The following is a 15,763-nucleotide window of genomic DNA, read 5'->3' as shown; positions in this document are numbered from 1 at the left end:
AAAAAGGTTTAATTAATTCTGCGCCTTTTTGGGTATAAATTCTAAGGCTGCGCCATTGATACAGTGACGTTTACCGGTAGTGTCTCTTGGGCCGTCACTAAAGACGTGTCCCAAATGTCCTCCACAGGTAGCACAGTGTTCTTCAGTGCGCGCATAGCCGATTTTATAATCGGTGGAATATTCCACATTACCTTTGATCTCTTGGTCAAAACTCGGCCATCCGGTTCCGCTGTCAAACTTGTTCTCTGACTCAAAAAGTGGTGTAGCGCATGCCGCACATACATAGGTGCCAGATTCGTAGTTTTTATTTAAAGGCGAAGTAAACGGGCGTTCAGTACCCGCTTGGCGCAATACGTAGTACTCCAGTTCTGACAACTCAGCACGCCACTCAGCGTCTGTTTTTGTTACCGGATATACTTTTGCTTCTTCCTTCTCTTTATCTTGTTGACCGTTGCAGCCCAAGGTGACTGCGCAGAGTGCTAATAGCACAAATCTTTTTAACATTTTAATCCAATTCTAATCGTTCTATGCTGTCTGTCGAAACGTTTAGGGCATCCATTACAGCTTCCATATCAAAGATATTGATATTTTCGCCAAAATCAGCAGGAACAACCGCAACTCTTAGGATTTGATTCTGAGTAAACTCAGGCCCTGCAAAGTTTAGGTCAAAATCCGCATAGAGATAGATTGAAACATCTACAGCAGTGTAATCAAAGTTGTAAACTAAAGTTCCATTCGGCGTAAAGAAAGTCTGCGGACACAAACTCCAAACGTCTAGACCTTCTGGCGTGGTCTCTTCTAAAAGATATACCAACACTACATCGGAGTCAAATACCTGCAGTGTGCTTGGGTAGCTAAAGAAATTTCTAAATTCATTACTGGCGTTGAAGTTCGCATTGACTTCAAATACAGTTCCAAGCAAGCTTGTCCCATCCAACCCCGGAGGTCCTGGAGGTCCTGGATCTCCCTCACAAGAGGTAAAGACAGTTAGCGGTAATGCTAGCAAAAAGAGTAGTGCAATTCGTTTCATGTTGTCGTAGTTTTTAATTTTTGCGTTTTTGATTTCTGAACCACAATCCCGCAGAATTGTGGGTATGGGGAGCTTAACTCAAAAGTCGTTCCAAAGTTAAGAATAAGGGGATTTTTGTCATTAATCGATTTAATTTGTCAAGCGTCGAATTCCATTTCGATCTTCATCTATCTATTCTGGTACTAAATTTGGATTGTGCATCTTTGAATGGATAAATTTTGTACCTTATATTTTCGAAAAACCCATCTTATGATATTTAAAAAATCACTCACGTATATCGCCATGACGTGTCTTTTAGTGGCCTGTACCACGAACCCTTTTACCGGGAAGAAGACTTTGGCCTTGGTGCCCAATTCACAGATCTTACCGATGGCTTTCCAACAGTATGACCAGTTCTTGTCTGAGAACAAAGTAGTCACTGGAACGGCAGATGCCAATATGGTGCAGAATGTTGGGCAAAAGATCTCTACAGCTGCAGAACGCTGGTTAAACGCTAACGGTTATGCGGGTTATTTGAAGGATTACGAGTGGGAATTCAATTTAGTGAAGGATGAAACAGTCAACGCTTGGTGTATGCCTGGTGGAAAGATTGTTTTCTATACAGGAATTCTTCCTATCGCAAACGGGGAGCGTGGTGTTGCTGCTATTATGGGGCACGAGGTCGCACATGCTTTGGCCAACCACGGACAACAACGTATGAGCGCCGGACAATTACAAGCAATTGGTGCAGTAGCGGGTAATGTAGCTTTGAGTAATGATCCGAAGAACCAGCAAATATTCAACCAAGCATACGGTATTGGTACCTCTGTGGGAGTGATGCTGCCTTTTAGCCGTAAACATGAATCCGAAGCAGATCGCATCGGACTTACCATTATGGCCATAGCTGGATATGAGCCTAGCGAGGCCATTCAACTTTGGAGACGCATGGCTGCGGCATCAAATGGTGAAGCTCCACCAGAATTCTTAAGTACACACCCGAGTAACGAAACCCGAATCAACAATATTAAGGGTTGGGTAGACGAAGCAAAGGCAGAAGCTTCAAAATTTGGAGTCACTTCGTTTAAATAGTGTGCAGTCCACTTAAAAAATAATTAACTTAGGAGTCGCCTGAAAGGGCGACTTTTTTTTGACCGAACAACAACTAAACACCAAATACATTGAAACAAGCACTCCCTAAAGGCAGTAAGAAGCTCATGCGCGCATGGGCCTTCTATGACTGGGCTAACTCCGTTTACAGTCTAGTAATTGCTTCTGCAATTTTCCCTATATACTACGGCGCCCTCTTTGAGATCGCAGGTGTAGACAGCGTAAATTTTTTAGGATTTGAAATCCCACAAACCCCTTTCATCACTTATGTGACGGCTGCGGCATTTTTGGTGGTTTCCATTATTTCGCCCATTCTATCTGGGATTGCTGATTATGTTGGGAACAAAAAGAATTTCATGAAGTTCTTTTGTTATTTGGGAGCAGCCTCCTGTATGGCTTTGTATTTCTTTGATCTCGATTCGCTCTATTTGAGTGCAACCTCCTATTTCTTAGCGCTGATTGGATTTTGGGGCAGTTTGGTTTTTTACAATTCTTATTTGCCTGATGTGGCCTTCCCGGAGCAGCAAGATCGCTTGAGTGCTCAAGGATTTTCTATGGGTTACTTTGGAAGTGTACTGTTGTTGATTGTGAATCTAGTGATGGTACTTGGCGCTCCAGAAGGCGGAGAAATGGCAGCAATGAAGTGGTCCTTTGTTATGGTGGGGATCTGGTGGATCGTGTTCAGTCAGTATTCCTTTTATCACTTGCCTAAGGGTAATTCCAGTAGTGGGAAAATCCATCGTGAAATTTTAGGAAACGGATATAAAGAACTAAGAGGTGTATATCGCTCCTTGGCAACCAACCCAAGGCTCAAGCGCTTTTTAGGGGCCTTTTTTGTGTATTCTATGGCGGTACAAACCGTGATGTTAGTAGCTACTTATTTTGGGGAGCAAGAGATTGCCTGGGGCGGCAGCTCTGAAAAGACCATGGGATTGATCGTATCCATCTTAGTGATTCAATTGGTGGCCATTCTTGGGGCTACATTGACTGCGAGAGCTTCAAAAAGCTTTGGGAACATTAAAACCCTTATGGTTATTAATGTCATTTGGGTGGCGATCTGCGTAGTGGCTTATTTTATCACTGAACCCATTGAATTCTATATCACCGCAGGAGTGGTTGGATTGGTCATGGGAGGTATTCAAGCCTTGTCGCGATCTACCTATTCTAAATTTCTGCCAGAGACTGAGGATACTACCTCGTATTTCAGTTTTTATGACGTGGCTGAGAAGATCGGAATTGTAATTGGAATGGGGATTTATGGAGTAATTGATCAGATCACGGGCAGCATGCGCAATTCGGTTATTTTTCTGATTCTGTTCTTTGCCGTGGGTGTGTTTTTGCTGATGCGTGTTCCAAAATCGACCAAGTCTGAAGAAATTAATTAAGTTTGTCCAAATAAATCAAACCTACTATGATTAAGAAAATACTGCCAATTCTGGCTATTTGCCTTTGCATCTTTGCTTGTGATAACGAACCTTTAGAAGGTGAATTCGTTACCGATGATACCACCATGGACGGTGGAGATACCGATGGAGATGGAGGAGGAGATACCACAGATCCTGACCCAACAGCTGGAACTTTTAGCGCTAAAGTAGACGGCGCGGATTTCTTTGCAAGTGGAACAAATGTATCCGCAGGGATTTCCATTGGAACCTATGCTATTGCAGCACGTGACAATACAACCGGTGACGAGATATTGATCACTGTGGAGAGTCCAACTTTAGGAGAGATTCCGTTCAACTTTGGTACTGGACCTACCGTTGGAGGAGCTTATGATCCAGCTTTTGATGATGATGACCCGGATGAATCGGCTTACCTATCAGTAGGAGAAGCTGACAGCCCTGGTGTTATAAATATTACAGAACTAGATCTTACTGCAGGACAAACCAGCGGAACATTTAGTTTTACTGCAAAACGGGAAGTATTTAATGATGCTGGTGAGATTGTAGAAGAATTTGTAGAAATTACCGAAGGTATGTTTACTGATGTGTTCTACACGGGTGATCTCGGTGGAACCGATGACAATATTTTCAAAGCAGATTTAGATGGAACAGAGCTTGGTGCAACCACTATCCTTGTGAGCACGGTAGAGTTCGCTGGCGAAACAGTATTGACCATTTCTGGAATCAATGATACGACCAACCAAGTACTAGGCTTACAGTTCAATTTGGATCTTACTCCTGGTACTTATGAATTTGAAAGTCTGCCTTCACCAGGAGCAACCATTATGACTTACAACCCAGATGCAGCCGATCCTTCTGTTGTATTTGGATCTCAATCAGGAGGAAACTTTACCATCACTGAGATCACTGCTGATGGTCGTTATATTGGAACCTTTGAGTTGATCCTGCAGAACTTTGTGGATCCTGCAGCACCTACCATTGAAGTCACCAATGGAGAATTTGATGTGAAGCCTTTGTAAAGGAGAACTTATTTATACATAAAAAAAGCCACGCTGATTAAGCGTGGCTTTTTTGTTAGTTGATGAATGAAACCTAGTTTCTGGCACTGATCGTTCCAGATCCTGATACTTTCTTGTCTACAGACGGATTCCCTCCGTAAGTAATATCTCCTGAGCCGTTAACACGAGCTTTCAAATTTCCTTCGGCAAATACCGAGGCGTCACCAGAACCAGAAATAGAAACCTCCGCATTCTGTGCACGGAACATTTTTCCGTCAAAGTCACCGCTACCGCTGATCTTTAGGCTGGCCATATCTGCGCTACCTTTCAAGCGCATATCTCCAGATCCAGTGATCTTAAAGCTAGCATTGTCTGCATTTACTTCTAGACTAACGTCTCCAGAACCCGTCACAGCTGCGCTAAAGTTGTCTGCGCTTATAGCATCACGCGTCATAACATCTCCAGATCCTGTAAGTTTTACTCCGCTTAAATCTTCAAAAGGAACAGTTACTTTGATAGGGTTCTTAGACTTTAGATTGTAGTTCTTTTTGATCTTTACTACCAATTGATCTCCGTTGGTCTCAATCTCGATATACTCGTGGAAGTTGCTGTCTGCCTCCACGCTGATGGTACCTTCAGTTCCGCTTACTAGGTAAACGTCCATAGGACCAACAGCAGCAACAACGTCATAGTCTCCTGTAGAAACAGTCTCGGTAGTTACATTACCGTTTCCTTTTACCTTTTTGTTTCCCCATTGGGCTTGAGCCGGGAGTGCTGAAAGGATAAACAACACGCTTAATAGTTTGATTGTGGTTTTCATGTTTCTTGATTTTGATGATTATTTCTTTTTCATGGTCACTCCGCCATAAGAGGAGCGTATGTTGATGGTGTTGCCAGAGTTGGCGCTACCGTGATTTCCTTGATAACTCTTGCGGCTACCGTCTTTAGACTCCATGCTCACGTTTAGATCGCCCTTACCGCTTAAGCTGGCATAAGACAGGTTTACAATAAAGTCGAAGTTGTATCCAGCGTCATAACCCAAGCGGATTCCTGCGTAAGAAGATTTAATGGTTACATTTCCTGCCGATGGCGTCATGCGGTCAACGCTGATCGATCCGTAATCGGAGTTAATGTTTAAATCGCCTGAAAGGGTCTCAAAGCTCGCTGGGATATAGTCTCCATTTCCAATCACTGTTTTTACATCACCTACATTAAGCTTTCCGTAGTCGCAGCTGTAATTAAGTTCCCCTACATTTTGAATGGTACTCTTGGTGTAGTCTGCATTGAGTTCCAGATATTCCACTTCATCCAAGCTAAAGCCGCTGTAGTCTGCATTGATGCGTCCACTTTTCATATAGGCAATAGATGAATTATTCGTATAGTCAAAGTTCAATAAGTTATTCGCTGCGTTAAGACGTCCAATATTGAGCTGTCCGTAATCACAGGAGATCTTTACGTTTCCGTCGCTCTCATTGAGGGTAATGGCACCGTAATCGTTGCTCAGGTCTAGGGAATTGGTCACTGGAACTTTCACCACGTAGTTCACTTCTATAGAAACGCCGTTATTTTTGTTGTTCCACCAGTTCCAGGAACGTCCGCCGCTACCGATCTTAGTTTTAGCAGTCACTAGTGATCCGTTTCCAGAAAAATCTACTGTGATCTGATCCAATCGTTTTTGAACCTTTTCCTCGTTGTTTCCGTTGGTTTTAATGGTAACCTCAATAACCGTTCGGTTTTGATCCCAGGTAACTATGTCTAAGTTTCCGTAGGTATTGTCAATAAGCAGTCCGGCATTGGCGTTAACCGTGTACTCTTGATTTAAGGTCTTCTCTTTGGTATATCGACCTTTGAATTTGTCGTTGTCTCCAGCAACGGCTAGCGTTGGCAAGAGCATGAATATCAGTAGGGATTTAAATAATGCTTTCATCAGTGTTGGATTGATTAATTAGTTCGATTCCTTCTATGGTTGAAATTACGTGTTGTAACAGATCGATACGACTCTGAAAATTATTGATCATGGCGTGGATCACGCGTTTGTCGTTTCCGCTTTCTTCCAGATCAACAACCAGTTTAAGATATTCCTGTTCTAGGTTTTCCATCTGAAGCATGGCGTCATTTACGAGCTGTTTAGCTGCTTCGGATTCAAAACTGTTCAGGCGTTCTAATTCCGTGTTGATCGCAGTATTAAAGAATTCCTGAGTCTGAGCCATCTCCGGAGAGACACTGGCCAAACCGCTGGTTTCTTGAGCTGCAGGATTGAAAACTCCCGTCAATAAAAAGGCCAGAGTGATCACGGCTGCAAAGGCCGAAACGATCTTCCAATAAGCGATCTTAGGCTTCCCGCTGCTCATGGGCTGCTCCTTGTTGAGGCGCTGCATAAAACGAGCGTTGTGTCCTTGAGGCGCATTCTTAGTGTCGAATTCACCTTCCAAGCGCTTAAAGAGTGCTTCTATATTGTCATTTTGGTTCATACGCTTAACTTCTTTCTTAAACTTTCTTTTGCTCTGGAGATCATGGTTCGGCAGTTGCCGTAACTAATCTTCATGATCTCACAGATCTCTTCATGGTCGTATCCTTCTATCAAATGCAGACTTAATACCTGTCTGTAATTGTCCTTCAAAGCGTTCATGCCTTCCATGACCGCTGCTACTTTGACCTGAGAATAATCAGCTTCCGTTAAGGAGCTCGATTCTTCTGCTTCTTCCGGTAGTTGATCTACCGATAGGTCTGTAAAACGTTTGTTCTTCTTGTATTTGGCAATACTGTTGTTTACCACGATACGCTTCAACCAAGACCCGAAGCTGGCATCGCCCTTAAACGTATCTAGCTTGTTAAAGGCTGCGATAAAAGATTCCTGCATAACGTCTTCGGCCTCCATGGAATCCTTTACGATTCTAACGGCCGTGTTGTACATGGCCTTTTGGTATCGGTTATAGACCTCCAATTGCGCCAGTTGGTTTCCGTCTCTACAAAGACCCAAAAGGGCTTCAATGGGTTGGTCAGTATTTGGTTGGGTTAGTGCCAAGAAAAACTATTGTTTATGGTAAAGAAGGACTTGCTGCTTTGATGTTACAGTTTAAGACAAAATTTTTCTGAATTGGCATATTAATTGACTTATTGTAGAAGCTGATGAACCTCAAAAAGCCCTATCAATAGGCTTTGCGCGATAAAGGTACTTCAGCAATTGCTTTAAAAAAGACACTCAGCCTTAATGTTGGGTGACAATATGACTTAAAATATACTATGTCGAAGAATCGATTTGTAAATATAGACAGTTTGTCATTGGATGATTTCAGTGATGAAGCTGAATTGATCCCCTTATTGACTCCGGAGGATGAAGAGGCCATGAATAAAGAGGCCCTTCCAGATGCCTTACCTATTTTATCTTTGCGCAACACGGTGCTTTTCCCTGGAGTGGTGATTCCTATTACTGCTGGACGCGATAAATCCATCAAACTACTCAATACAGCCAATAAAGGCAGTAAAGTAGTAGGGGTGGTGGCACAAAAGGATGAATCTGTAGAAGATCCAACAGCTGCGGACATCCACCAGCAGGGAACCGTTGCGCGTATCTTACGCGTTTTAAAAATGCCTGATGGAAACATTACGGTGATCATTCAAGGGAAGAAGCGCTTCCAGATCAAAGAAGTGGTTCAAGAGGATCCCTATATGCAAGCCACTATTCAGGAGGTTGCGGAATCCAGACCAGAAAAAGGGGATAGTGAGTTCTTGGCCATTATTGAATCCATTAAGGATCTGGCTTTGGACATCATTAAAGACAGCCCAAACATTCCTAGTGAGGCTTCCTTTGCCATAAAAAACATTGAAAGCAGCTCGTTTCTGATCAACTTTGTGTGTTCCAACCTAAATGTTCCAGTTAAAGACAAGCAAAAGCTGTTGGAGATCGATAACCTCAAAGAGCGCGCCTTGGCTACGCTCAAGTACCTTAATGAGGAGATGATGCGACTGAGTTTGCGCAACGACATCCAGAATAAGGTGCAAAGTGATCTCAATCAACAGCAACGCGAATACTTCTTGCAACAACAGATCAAAACCATTCAAGAAGAGTTGGGTGGAAGCTCTACAGAAGAGGAGATCAACAATATGCGCGAAAAGGCAAAGACCAAAAAATGGGATGAGAAAGTTGCGGAACATTTTGACAAGGAATTGGCCAAAATGCAGCGCATGAATCCTCAGGTCGCAGAATACTCTATTCAGCGTAATTATTTAGATCTTTTCTTGGAGTTACCATGGAATGAGTTCTCCAAAGATAAATTCGACCTTAAACGCGCTCAGCGCATTTTAGATAGAGATCATTACGGTTTAGACGACGTTAAAAAGCGCATCATTGAATACCTCGCAGTTTTAAAACTGCGCAATGATATGAAATCGCCCATTTTGTGTTTACACGGACCTCCGGGAGTCGGGAAGACCTCTTTGGGGAAATCTGTAGCAGAAGCCTTAGGGCGAGAATACGTGCGTATTTCTCTAGGCGGATTGCGCGACGAGGCAGAAATCCGCGGACACCGCAAGACTTATATAGGAGCCATGCCGGGACGCATCATTCAAAATATCAAAAAGGCAGGGACTTCCAACCCAGTCTTTGTGTTGGATGAGATTGATAAACTAGCAGCAGGACATCAGGGAGATCCTTCTTCTGCCTTGTTGGAAGTACTCGATCCTGAGCAGAACTCGGCCTTTTATGATAACTTTTTGGAGATGGGCTTTGACCTTTCCAAAGTGATGTTCATTGCTACGGCAAACAGTTTGGGACCTATTCAACCTGCGCTGCGCGATCGTATGGAAATCATCAACGTCAGCGGTTACACTATTGAAGAAAAGGTGGAGATCGCCAAAAAACACCTTTTGCCTAAACAGTTGGAGGAGCACGGTCTGGAGTCTAAACACTTAAAAGTGAGCAAACCGCAATTGGAACAGATTGTGGAAGGCTACACCCGGGAATCTGGCGTACGTGGTTTGGAAAAACAGATTGCCAAAATGGTGCGCTATGCGGCCATGAATATTGCCATGGAACAAGACTACAAGGCAAAAGTAGACAGGCAGACTGTGGTAGACGTGCTGGGCATTCCTAAGCTAGAACGCGACAAATACGAGAACAACAAAGTTGCTGGTGTGGTAACTGGATTGGCTTGGACGCGTGTAGGTGGAGATATTCTCTTTATTGAATCGACCTTATCCAAAGGGAAAGGCAGCTTGAGCATAACCGGAAACCTCGGAAAGGTGATGAAGGAATCAGCAACCATCGCCATGGAATTCATCAAGTCCAATGCCGCAGACCTCGGTATTGCCGATGACATCTTTGATAAGTATAATGTGCATATCCACGTACCGGAAGGAGCTACACCTAAAGACGGGCCGAGCGCAGGTATTACCATGCTGACCTCTTTGGTATCTCTGTTTACTCAGCGCAAAGTGAAGCAATCTCTGGCAATGACTGGAGAAATCACCCTACGTGGTAAAGTTTTGCCAGTAGGTGGAATCAAAGAAAAAATCTTGGCGGCCAAGCGAGCGCGTATTAAGGAGATCATTCTTTGTGAGGACAATAAACGCGATGTGGAAGAGATCAATCCGCAGTACTTGAAAGGGGTGACTTTTCACTACGTCAAAGAGATGGGTGAGGTGATTGATAAAGCACTCTTAAAGCAAAAAGTAGCGAAGGCTAAAAAGCTCTAGGGCTAAATCGGTGGAATCGCCCAGATTGCAGGCCATTCGTTTTTTTCTAGCTCAAAAATAAATTATACTTGCAATCGTTAATGGAATAACCGGTTTATCCAATCCATGTCCAAAAAAATTGCTGTCCTATTCCTGTTGATTGCCAGTGCTACCGCGAGCGCTCAGATTGGAGGCCGATACACCTATCAGTTTCTCAATTTGGTGAATTCTCCGCGGCAGGCGGCTTTGGGTGGAAAAGTGATCACCAATTATGACTGGGATCCATCGCAGGGGCTCTACAATCCTGCGTCGATCAATCCAGAGATGGACAATCAATTACAGATCAATTACGTCAACTATTTTGCAGATGTTAACTACGGAACAGCCTCGTATGCCTATCTCTGGGACAGACGTACTCAGGTTTTGCACGCTGGAGTGACTTACATCAACTACGGACAATTTGATGGTTTTGATGAGTCAGGAAATCCAACCAACAGTTTTAGTGGAGGAGAAGTGGCCCTTTCAGCAGGTTATGCTAGAAACATCCCTTATACCGACTTTCACGTAGGTGCAAACGTCAAGCTCATCTCTTCCAAGCTAGAACAGTACAGCTCCTTTGGAGGTGCCATAGATCTGGCGATTATGTATGTTTATGAGCCATGGGATCTACACATCTCAGCTGTGGCTCGGAATATAGGAACGCAGTTTACGCCTTTTAATGAAGTCTATGAGCCTTTGCCTTTTGAACTTATTTTTGGTATTTCTCAAACGCTTCAAAACATTCCGATTCGTTGGCACTTTACCCTAGAGAATATGCAGGTTTGGAACATCGCCTTTGAGAATCCAAACCGTTCCATCACAGACTTGGAAGGCGGCGTGGTTACTGAAAACATCAACTTTTTTGATAACGCCATTCGCCACATGATCTTTGGTTTGGAGCTCTTCCCAGAAAGCGGATTCAACATTCGATTGGGCTACAATGTGCGTAGAGCCGAAGAACTTCGTATTTTAGAGCAACGAGCTTTTGCCGGCCTCAGTGCTGGTTTCGGGATAAAACTCAACAAGATCAGACTTAGTTACAGTTATTCTCAGTACAGTGCTGCAGCTAATGCCAGTTTCTTTGGTCTGAACATAGATCTGAATCGCTGATGCGCAAAATTACTATAGCCATAGACGGCTATTCTTCTACGGGAAAATCTACAGTCGCCAAGCAATTGGCAGATTACCTCAGTTATGTTTATGTGGATACAGGAGCCATGTACCGTTCCATTACCCTATATGCTTTAAATGAAGGGATAATTAAAGGAGATGAGCTCAACAAAGAAGCCTTAATTGCTGCCTTACCTAAAATAGAGGTTGCCTTCTCATATGATTCTGACTCAGGAACTTCTCAAGTTTTGCTTAACGGTGAAAGAGTTGGGAGCGCCATTCGAACCCTTGAGGTCTCTGAACACGTCAGCCCTGTAGCGGCCATTCCAGAAGTGCGCAAAAAATTAGTCGCTATCCAGCATCAAATGGGCAAGGAAGGTGGAATCGTTATGGACGGTCGCGATATTGGGACGGTGGTATTCCCGAATGCCGAGCTTAAGATCTTTATGACTGCAGATGCTGCCGAGCGTGCTAAACGTCGCTACTTAGAACTAAAAAATAGAGGTGACGACATCACTTACGACGAGGTTTACGAGAACGTCACCGAACGCGATCGTATAGATACCACCAGAGCAGATTCTCCGCTGGTCAAAGCGGCAGATGCCATTGAGATTGACAATACAGAAACCAACTTAGAAGATCAGTTTCATACTATTTTGCAATTGGCCAAAGACCGAATTGCGGGTAGGATTTAGTTTTGTCCAATTGGCGGCGGTCCGTCAGGAATAAGTGCTTCGTACTGGTAGTCGCCTTTGCGCTCCATGAATTCTGCCTTTACCTCCTTTACTTTTTCTGGATCTTCAAACAGATCTACCATAGTCATGGCCATAGCGCGAGTGGCTTGAAGCATTCCTTTATGTCCAATGCTCATTGCGCCACAGGCAACAACCGCCCAACTGTGCCAAGGAGTATCTTTAGGAGCTACAGTTACTCCCAAGTTGATGTTAGCCACATTCCAACTCACGTCTCCAACATCGGTAGAACCTCCACCTGGATTTTCACGCGTTTCTAGCATAGGGCTAATACTGCTGTCCATACCGACTTGCGGCTTTCCGGTCAGTTCTTGAATCTTTTTGCCATAGGCAGTTTCTTCGGCTGTGTATTCAATTGGGCCCAAAAGCTCTAAGTTTTTTTGCATGATAGCTCCTCCGGTACGATTCACCAAAACCTCGTGAATACCAGAGATGAGAGAAACCTTGTAGTCTACATTGGCCATGATGGCAGCACCTTCCGCCATTTTCATGACTTGTTCGTAAACCGGCATCATTCCTGCGCGATCTGAGTTTCTTACCCGTACCCAAAGTCTGGAGTAATCGGGAACCACGTTTACCACTTGACCTCCGTCTTGAATGTGATAGTGCATACGAACGGTAGGTCTAACATGCTCTCTGTAATAGTTGATTCCTTGGGTATACAATTCTAAGGCATCAGAAGCGGAGCGTCCATTCCAAGGATCTGCAGCTGCGTGGGCCGCTTGTCCGTAAAACTCAACCATAAAATCTACCAAAGCCAACGAACTCTGTACATCGGCCTCCGTTTTAGCACTGGGGTGCCAGCTGATGTTTACATCAACACCTTCCCAGGCTCCAGCTTCAATCATCCAAAGTTTGCCAAAGAACTTTTCTTCTGCAGGAGTTCCCATGAATTTCACGGTTCCAGTGATCTTTCCAGCTTCCATGAGTTCTTTAATGGCGATGGCTGCACCCAATGAGGCAGTTCCGAACATATTGTGTCCGCAGCCGTGGCCGTTTCCGCCTTCTTCCAGAGGTTCTTTGGTGGGTTGCGCCTTTTGCGAAATCCCCGGAAGGGCATCAAACTCGCCTAAAATACTGATCACAGGTTCACCGCTACCATAGGTTGCGATAAATGCTGTTGGCATGCCGCCTATGTTCTTTTCTACTTTAAAGCCGTTAGCTTCTGCATAGTCTGCCAAGATCTTGGAAGATTTGGTTTCTTGAAAGGCCAATTCTGCATTGCCCCAGATTGCATCAGAGATCTCAATGAGTTTCTTTTGATGTTTTTCAACGGAAGCCAAAATGGCCTTCTTGTTTTCTGTAAGACCTTGTTGGGCAAAGACAGTGCCGCTGATGAGCAGCAAACAAAGGGAGATGATTCTTTTCATACGAGGTTAGTTTAGATTCTAAATGTACGGATTAGTTCTAAAAAGTGGAAGTCTACTACGAGTAAAACTCTTAAACTGCGGCTGCTGAAATATAGGGCAATTGCCTAATGGACACCCTTTTGCTATTCTTGTATGTTTGTAAAAATCCACATTATGAACTATCGCGTCATCCTTTTAACCGCAGTTTGCATCATTTCTTCTTTTCAAGGATTCTCTCAAATCGAACCGGACTACCTGGAAGATTTTAAAGTAAAGCCCAAATCATTCACAGTAGAAGAGGTCAAGCAGAAAAAAGCCAAAGATGGCAGTATTGAAATTCAAAAGATCACCCGTTATGAGTTGGAATTGGATTACAGCCGAATCAAATCGCAAGTGGTCTACGATACTGTAAACGGTATTGTATACAATCAGCGTGTCAGTTATGCATATTTGGATGATGCTGATCAAAACCTCGGTCAAGTAAAAAGAGTTGACTTTGACGGTAATGATGTATTTCAGATCGATTATCAATGGGATGCCAACGGCCTTTGGTTACAAAAAGAGACGCATCAAAACAATACTGGAGATGTTGTGAAGACCATTGTCTATAGTATAGGTGCTTGTGAAGCTCAAGAAATGCAAGACCTAACTGACGATGAAGCCTACCACTGTGAGACGCGCGAGATCACCAATACCTTTATAACATTCAAGACTATTAAGGCCTACGGTGAGTATGGAATCTCTAGAGAATTGAGCTACAAGGATAGCTCAACCATAGATGCTGTTATTGATTATTCCTATGATGACAGCGGAAGAATAATTCAAGAAATAAGACGCAGTGCATCGGGCAGAGAAACGGTCTCTACGTACAGCTATAATGAGCAGGGTGATGTGATTGCTTATAAAAAGGGTCGCGTCAGTTTTACCTATGAATACACCTATGATGATAAAGGTAACTGGATCATCAAGATAGAACGCCCTAGAGTAGGATCTGTGGAGCGTGTGTTTACCCGTACTTTTGTTTACCGCTAGACTTTTGATTTTCAAAATATTTGGTGTACTTTTGCCGTCCTTTTTGGCGGTATGGAAGCATCAAAAAGGAATGAAAACAAAGTAGAAAACTTCTGTACGGTCTGATCCGCAGCAAAGCTTCCCGAGAACTACAGAATACAAACCCTTATTTTTCGACTGCACAGGCAGCGAAGAATAAATTCAATTTATGGCTCAAAAAGCTAAAGAAGAAGCGGTAGTAGCAGAAGCTACAGAAGCTAAAAAAGCCCAAGAGGCTCCAGCGGTATCTCCAGCTCAGGAGAACCCTGAAAAATTCCTTAAAGAATTCGACTGGCACAACTACGAAGAGGGAATCGACCCTATCGAAGACTCTAAACTAGAAGAGTTTGAAAAGTTAGTGGCTGAGAATTTTGTTGACACCTTAGATGATGAGGTTGTTGAAGGTGAGGTTATTCACATGACCGAGCGTGACGCGATCATCGACATCAACGCTAAGAGTGAAGGTGTTATTTCACTAAACGAGTTCCGTTACAACCCGGATCTTAAAGTAGGTGACAAAGTAGAAGTATTGATCGATGTGCGTGAAGACAGTACAGGACAATTGATCCTGTCTCACCGTAAGGCGCGTACTATCAAAGCTTGGGATCGTGTAAACGAAGCTCATGATGAAGGTAGTATCGTTAACGGTTACGTGAAGTGTCGTACTAAAGGAGGTATGATCGTTGATGTATTCGGAATCGAGGCGTTCTTGCCAGGTTCTCAGATCGACGTGAAGCCAATCCGTGACTACGATATGTACGTTGGAAAAACTATGGAATTCAAAGTGGTGAAGATCAACCACGAGTTCAAAAACGTAGTTGTTTCTCACAAAGCGCTTATCGAAGCAGATATCGAAGAACAAAAGAAAGAGATCATTTCTCAATTGGAGAAAGGTCAAGTATTGGAAGGTGTTGTAAAGAACATCACATCTTACGGTGTATTCGTAGACCTTGGAGGTGTAGATGGTCTTGTACACATTACCGACTTGTCTTGGTCTCGTATCAACCACCCAAGCGAGATCGTAGAATTGGATCAGAAGCTGAACGTGGTAATCTTAGACTTCGACGAAAACAAAACAAGAATCCAACTTGGATTGAAGCAGCTTAGCGCACACCCATGGGATGCACTAGGTGAAGAAGTGAAGATCGGTGACAAAGTAAAAGGTAAAGTAGTTGTAATCGCTGATTACGGTGCATTTATCGAGGTTGCTGAAGGTGTTGAAGGTTTGATCCACGTTTCTGAAATGAGCTGGTCTACACACTTGAGAAGTGCG

15 protein-coding genes are annotated in these 15,763 nt (G+C 43.6%); 8 read left to right on the top strand and 7 right to left on the bottom strand.

All coding sequences use genetic code 11. The annotated features are described in order from the left end of the window. Nucleotides 1-12 precede the first annotated feature (12 nt). Nucleotides 13-504, bottom strand: a complete 492-nt coding sequence (gene msrB / locus ACSLP7_RS07095; protein ID WP_435578656.1) for a peptide-methionine (R)-S-oxide reductase MsrB — start codon at nucleotides 502-504, stop codon at nucleotides 13-15. A 1-nt stretch (nucleotide 505) separates the two neighbouring features. Continuing rightward, complete coding sequence (locus ACSLP7_RS07090; RefSeq protein WP_435578655.1) at nucleotides 506-1,030, bottom strand: collagen-like protein; 525 nt, start codon at nucleotides 1,028-1,030, stop codon at nucleotides 506-508. Nucleotides 1,031-1,279: 249 nt separating this feature from the next. On the opposite strand from ACSLP7_RS07090, the gene ACSLP7_RS07085 reads away from it, so the two are divergent. The 3 genes from ACSLP7_RS07085 to ACSLP7_RS07075 all read left to right on the top strand — a co-directional run bounded on the left by ACSLP7_RS07085 (nucleotide 1,280) and on the right by ACSLP7_RS07075 (nucleotide 4,538). Beyond that, complete coding sequence (locus ACSLP7_RS07085) at nucleotides 1,280-2,098, top strand: M48 family metallopeptidase (RefSeq protein ID WP_435578654.1); 819 nt, start codon at nucleotides 1,280-1,282, stop codon at nucleotides 2,096-2,098. Between the two features lie 89 nt (nucleotides 2,099-2,187). Then, nucleotides 2,188-3,501, top strand: coding sequence for an MFS transporter (locus ACSLP7_RS07080; RefSeq protein WP_435578653.1), 1,314 nt, complete (start codon nucleotides 2,188-2,190; stop codon nucleotides 3,499-3,501). A gap of 26 nt (nucleotides 3,502-3,527) precedes the next feature. Beyond that, complete coding sequence (locus ACSLP7_RS07075) at nucleotides 3,528-4,538, top strand: DUF6252 family protein (protein WP_435578652.1); 1,011 nt, start codon at nucleotides 3,528-3,530, stop codon at nucleotides 4,536-4,538. A 73-nt stretch (nucleotides 4,539-4,611) separates the two neighbouring features. Here ACSLP7_RS07075 and ACSLP7_RS07070 read toward each other — a convergent pair whose 3' ends face one another. From ACSLP7_RS07070 to ACSLP7_RS07055, 4 genes are read right to left on the bottom strand one after another with little or no spacing between them, the layout of a single operon-like run. Then, on the bottom strand, nucleotides 4,612-5,337 hold the full coding sequence (locus ACSLP7_RS07070) for a head GIN domain-containing protein (protein ID WP_435578651.1): 726 nt from the start codon (nucleotides 5,335-5,337) through the stop codon (nucleotides 4,612-4,614). 18 nt (nucleotides 5,338-5,355) lie between these two features. Then, the gene (locus ACSLP7_RS07065) at nucleotides 5,356-6,444 is read right to left on the bottom strand and encodes a hypothetical protein (protein WP_435578650.1); all 1,089 of its coding nucleotides are present in this window, start codon (nucleotides 6,442-6,444) and stop codon (nucleotides 5,356-5,358) included. Next, nucleotides 6,428-6,988, bottom strand: coding sequence for a hypothetical protein (locus tag ACSLP7_RS07060; protein ID WP_435578649.1), 561 nt, complete (start codon nucleotides 6,986-6,988; stop codon nucleotides 6,428-6,430). The genes ACSLP7_RS07065 and ACSLP7_RS07060 overlap by 17 nt, the downstream gene beginning before the upstream one ends. Then, on the bottom strand, nucleotides 6,985-7,542 hold the full coding sequence (locus ACSLP7_RS07055) for an RNA polymerase sigma factor (protein WP_272831921.1): 558 nt from the start codon (nucleotides 7,540-7,542) through the stop codon (nucleotides 6,985-6,987). Before ACSLP7_RS07055 ends, ACSLP7_RS07060 begins: the two co-directional genes overlap by 4 nt. Before the next feature lie 218 nt (nucleotides 7,543-7,760). Here ACSLP7_RS07055 and lon point away from each other — a divergent pair, with 218 nt between their 5' ends. The 3 genes from lon (at nucleotide 7,761) to cmk (ending at nucleotide 12,034) form a co-directional block, all read left to right on the top strand. Next, nucleotides 7,761-10,211: an endopeptidase La gene (gene lon, locus ACSLP7_RS07050; RefSeq protein WP_435578648.1), complete on the top strand. Its 2,451-nt coding sequence runs from the start codon at nucleotides 7,761-7,763 to the stop codon at nucleotides 10,209-10,211. 105 nt (nucleotides 10,212-10,316) lie between these two features. Then, a complete protein-coding gene (gene porQ / locus ACSLP7_RS07045) occupies nucleotides 10,317-11,339 on the top strand; it encodes a type IX secretion system protein PorQ (protein ID WP_435578647.1) in 1,023 nt (340 codons plus the stop codon). Beyond that, on the top strand, nucleotides 11,339-12,034 hold the full coding sequence (gene cmk / locus ACSLP7_RS07040; RefSeq protein ID WP_435578646.1) for a (d)CMP kinase: 696 nt from the start codon (nucleotides 11,339-11,341) through the stop codon (nucleotides 12,032-12,034). Before porQ ends, cmk begins: the two co-directional genes overlap by 1 nt. Here cmk and ACSLP7_RS07035 read toward each other — a convergent pair. Beyond that, complete coding sequence (locus tag ACSLP7_RS07035; protein ID WP_435578645.1) at nucleotides 12,031-13,461, bottom strand: amidohydrolase; 1,431 nt, start codon at nucleotides 13,459-13,461, stop codon at nucleotides 12,031-12,033. The two genes, cmk and ACSLP7_RS07035, sit on opposite strands and share 4 nt — an antisense overlap. Nucleotides 13,462-13,614: 153 nt before the next feature. On the opposite strand from ACSLP7_RS07035, the gene ACSLP7_RS07030 reads away from it, so the two are divergent. Together ACSLP7_RS07030 and ACSLP7_RS07025 are read left to right on the top strand one after the other, a co-directional pair. Continuing rightward, the gene (locus ACSLP7_RS07030) at nucleotides 13,615-14,472 is read left to right on the top strand and encodes a hypothetical protein (protein WP_435578644.1); all 858 of its coding nucleotides are present in this window, start codon (nucleotides 13,615-13,617) and stop codon (nucleotides 14,470-14,472) included. 187 nt (nucleotides 14,473-14,659) lie between these two features. Continuing rightward, nucleotides 14,660-15,763: S1 RNA-binding domain-containing protein (locus ACSLP7_RS07025; protein WP_435578643.1), on the top strand; the 1,104-nt coding region annotated here is incomplete at its 3' end.

Source organism: Gilvibacter sp., from assembly GCF_965601605.1.
In the GTDB taxonomy this organism is placed as follows: Bacteria; Bacteroidota; Bacteroidia; order Flavobacteriales; family Flavobacteriaceae; genus Gilvibacter.
The sequence above is the reverse complement of the archived record's forward strand: the minus strand, read 5'-3'. Positions and strand labels throughout refer to the sequence as shown.

What these genes read in the sequence shown, in the direction of transcription:
- ACSLP7_RS07035 (WP_435578645.1), bottom strand. Translation starts at nt 13,461, where the DNA reads ATGAAAAGAATCATCTCCCTTTGTTTGCTGCTCATCAGCGGCACTGTC.
- ACSLP7_RS07090 (WP_435578655.1), bottom strand. Translation starts at nt 1,030, where the DNA reads ATGAAACGAATTGCACTACTCTTTTTGCTAGCATTACCGCTAACTGTC.
- ACSLP7_RS07075 (WP_435578652.1), top strand. Translation starts at nt 3,528, where the DNA reads ATGATTAAGAAAATACTGCCAATTCTGGCTATTTGCCTTTGCATCTTT.
- ACSLP7_RS07030 (WP_435578644.1), top strand. Translation starts at nt 13,615, where the DNA reads ATGAACTATCGCGTCATCCTTTTAACCGCAGTTTGCATCATTTCTTCT.
- cmk (WP_435578646.1), top strand. Translation starts at nt 11,339, where the DNA reads ATGCGCAAAATTACTATAGCCATAGACGGCTATTCTTCTACGGGAAAA.
- ACSLP7_RS07060 (WP_435578649.1), bottom strand. Translation starts at nt 6,988, where the DNA reads ATGAACCAAAATGACAATATAGAAGCACTCTTTAAGCGCTTGGAAGGT.
- ACSLP7_RS07085 (WP_435578654.1), top strand. Translation starts at nt 1,280, where the DNA reads ATGATATTTAAAAAATCACTCACGTATATCGCCATGACGTGTCTTTTA.
- msrB (WP_435578656.1), bottom strand. Translation starts at nt 504, where the DNA reads ATGTTAAAAAGATTTGTGCTATTAGCACTCTGCGCAGTCACCTTGGGC.
- ACSLP7_RS07070 (WP_435578651.1), bottom strand. Translation starts at nt 5,337, where the DNA reads ATGAAAACCACAATCAAACTATTAAGCGTGTTGTTTATCCTTTCAGCA.
- ACSLP7_RS07065 (WP_435578650.1), bottom strand. Translation starts at nt 6,444, where the DNA reads ATGAAAGCATTATTTAAATCCCTACTGATATTCATGCTCTTGCCAACG.
- lon (WP_435578648.1), top strand. Translation starts at nt 7,761, where the DNA reads ATGTCGAAGAATCGATTTGTAAATATAGACAGTTTGTCATTGGATGAT.
- porQ (WP_435578647.1), top strand. Translation starts at nt 10,317, where the DNA reads ATGTCCAAAAAAATTGCTGTCCTATTCCTGTTGATTGCCAGTGCTACC.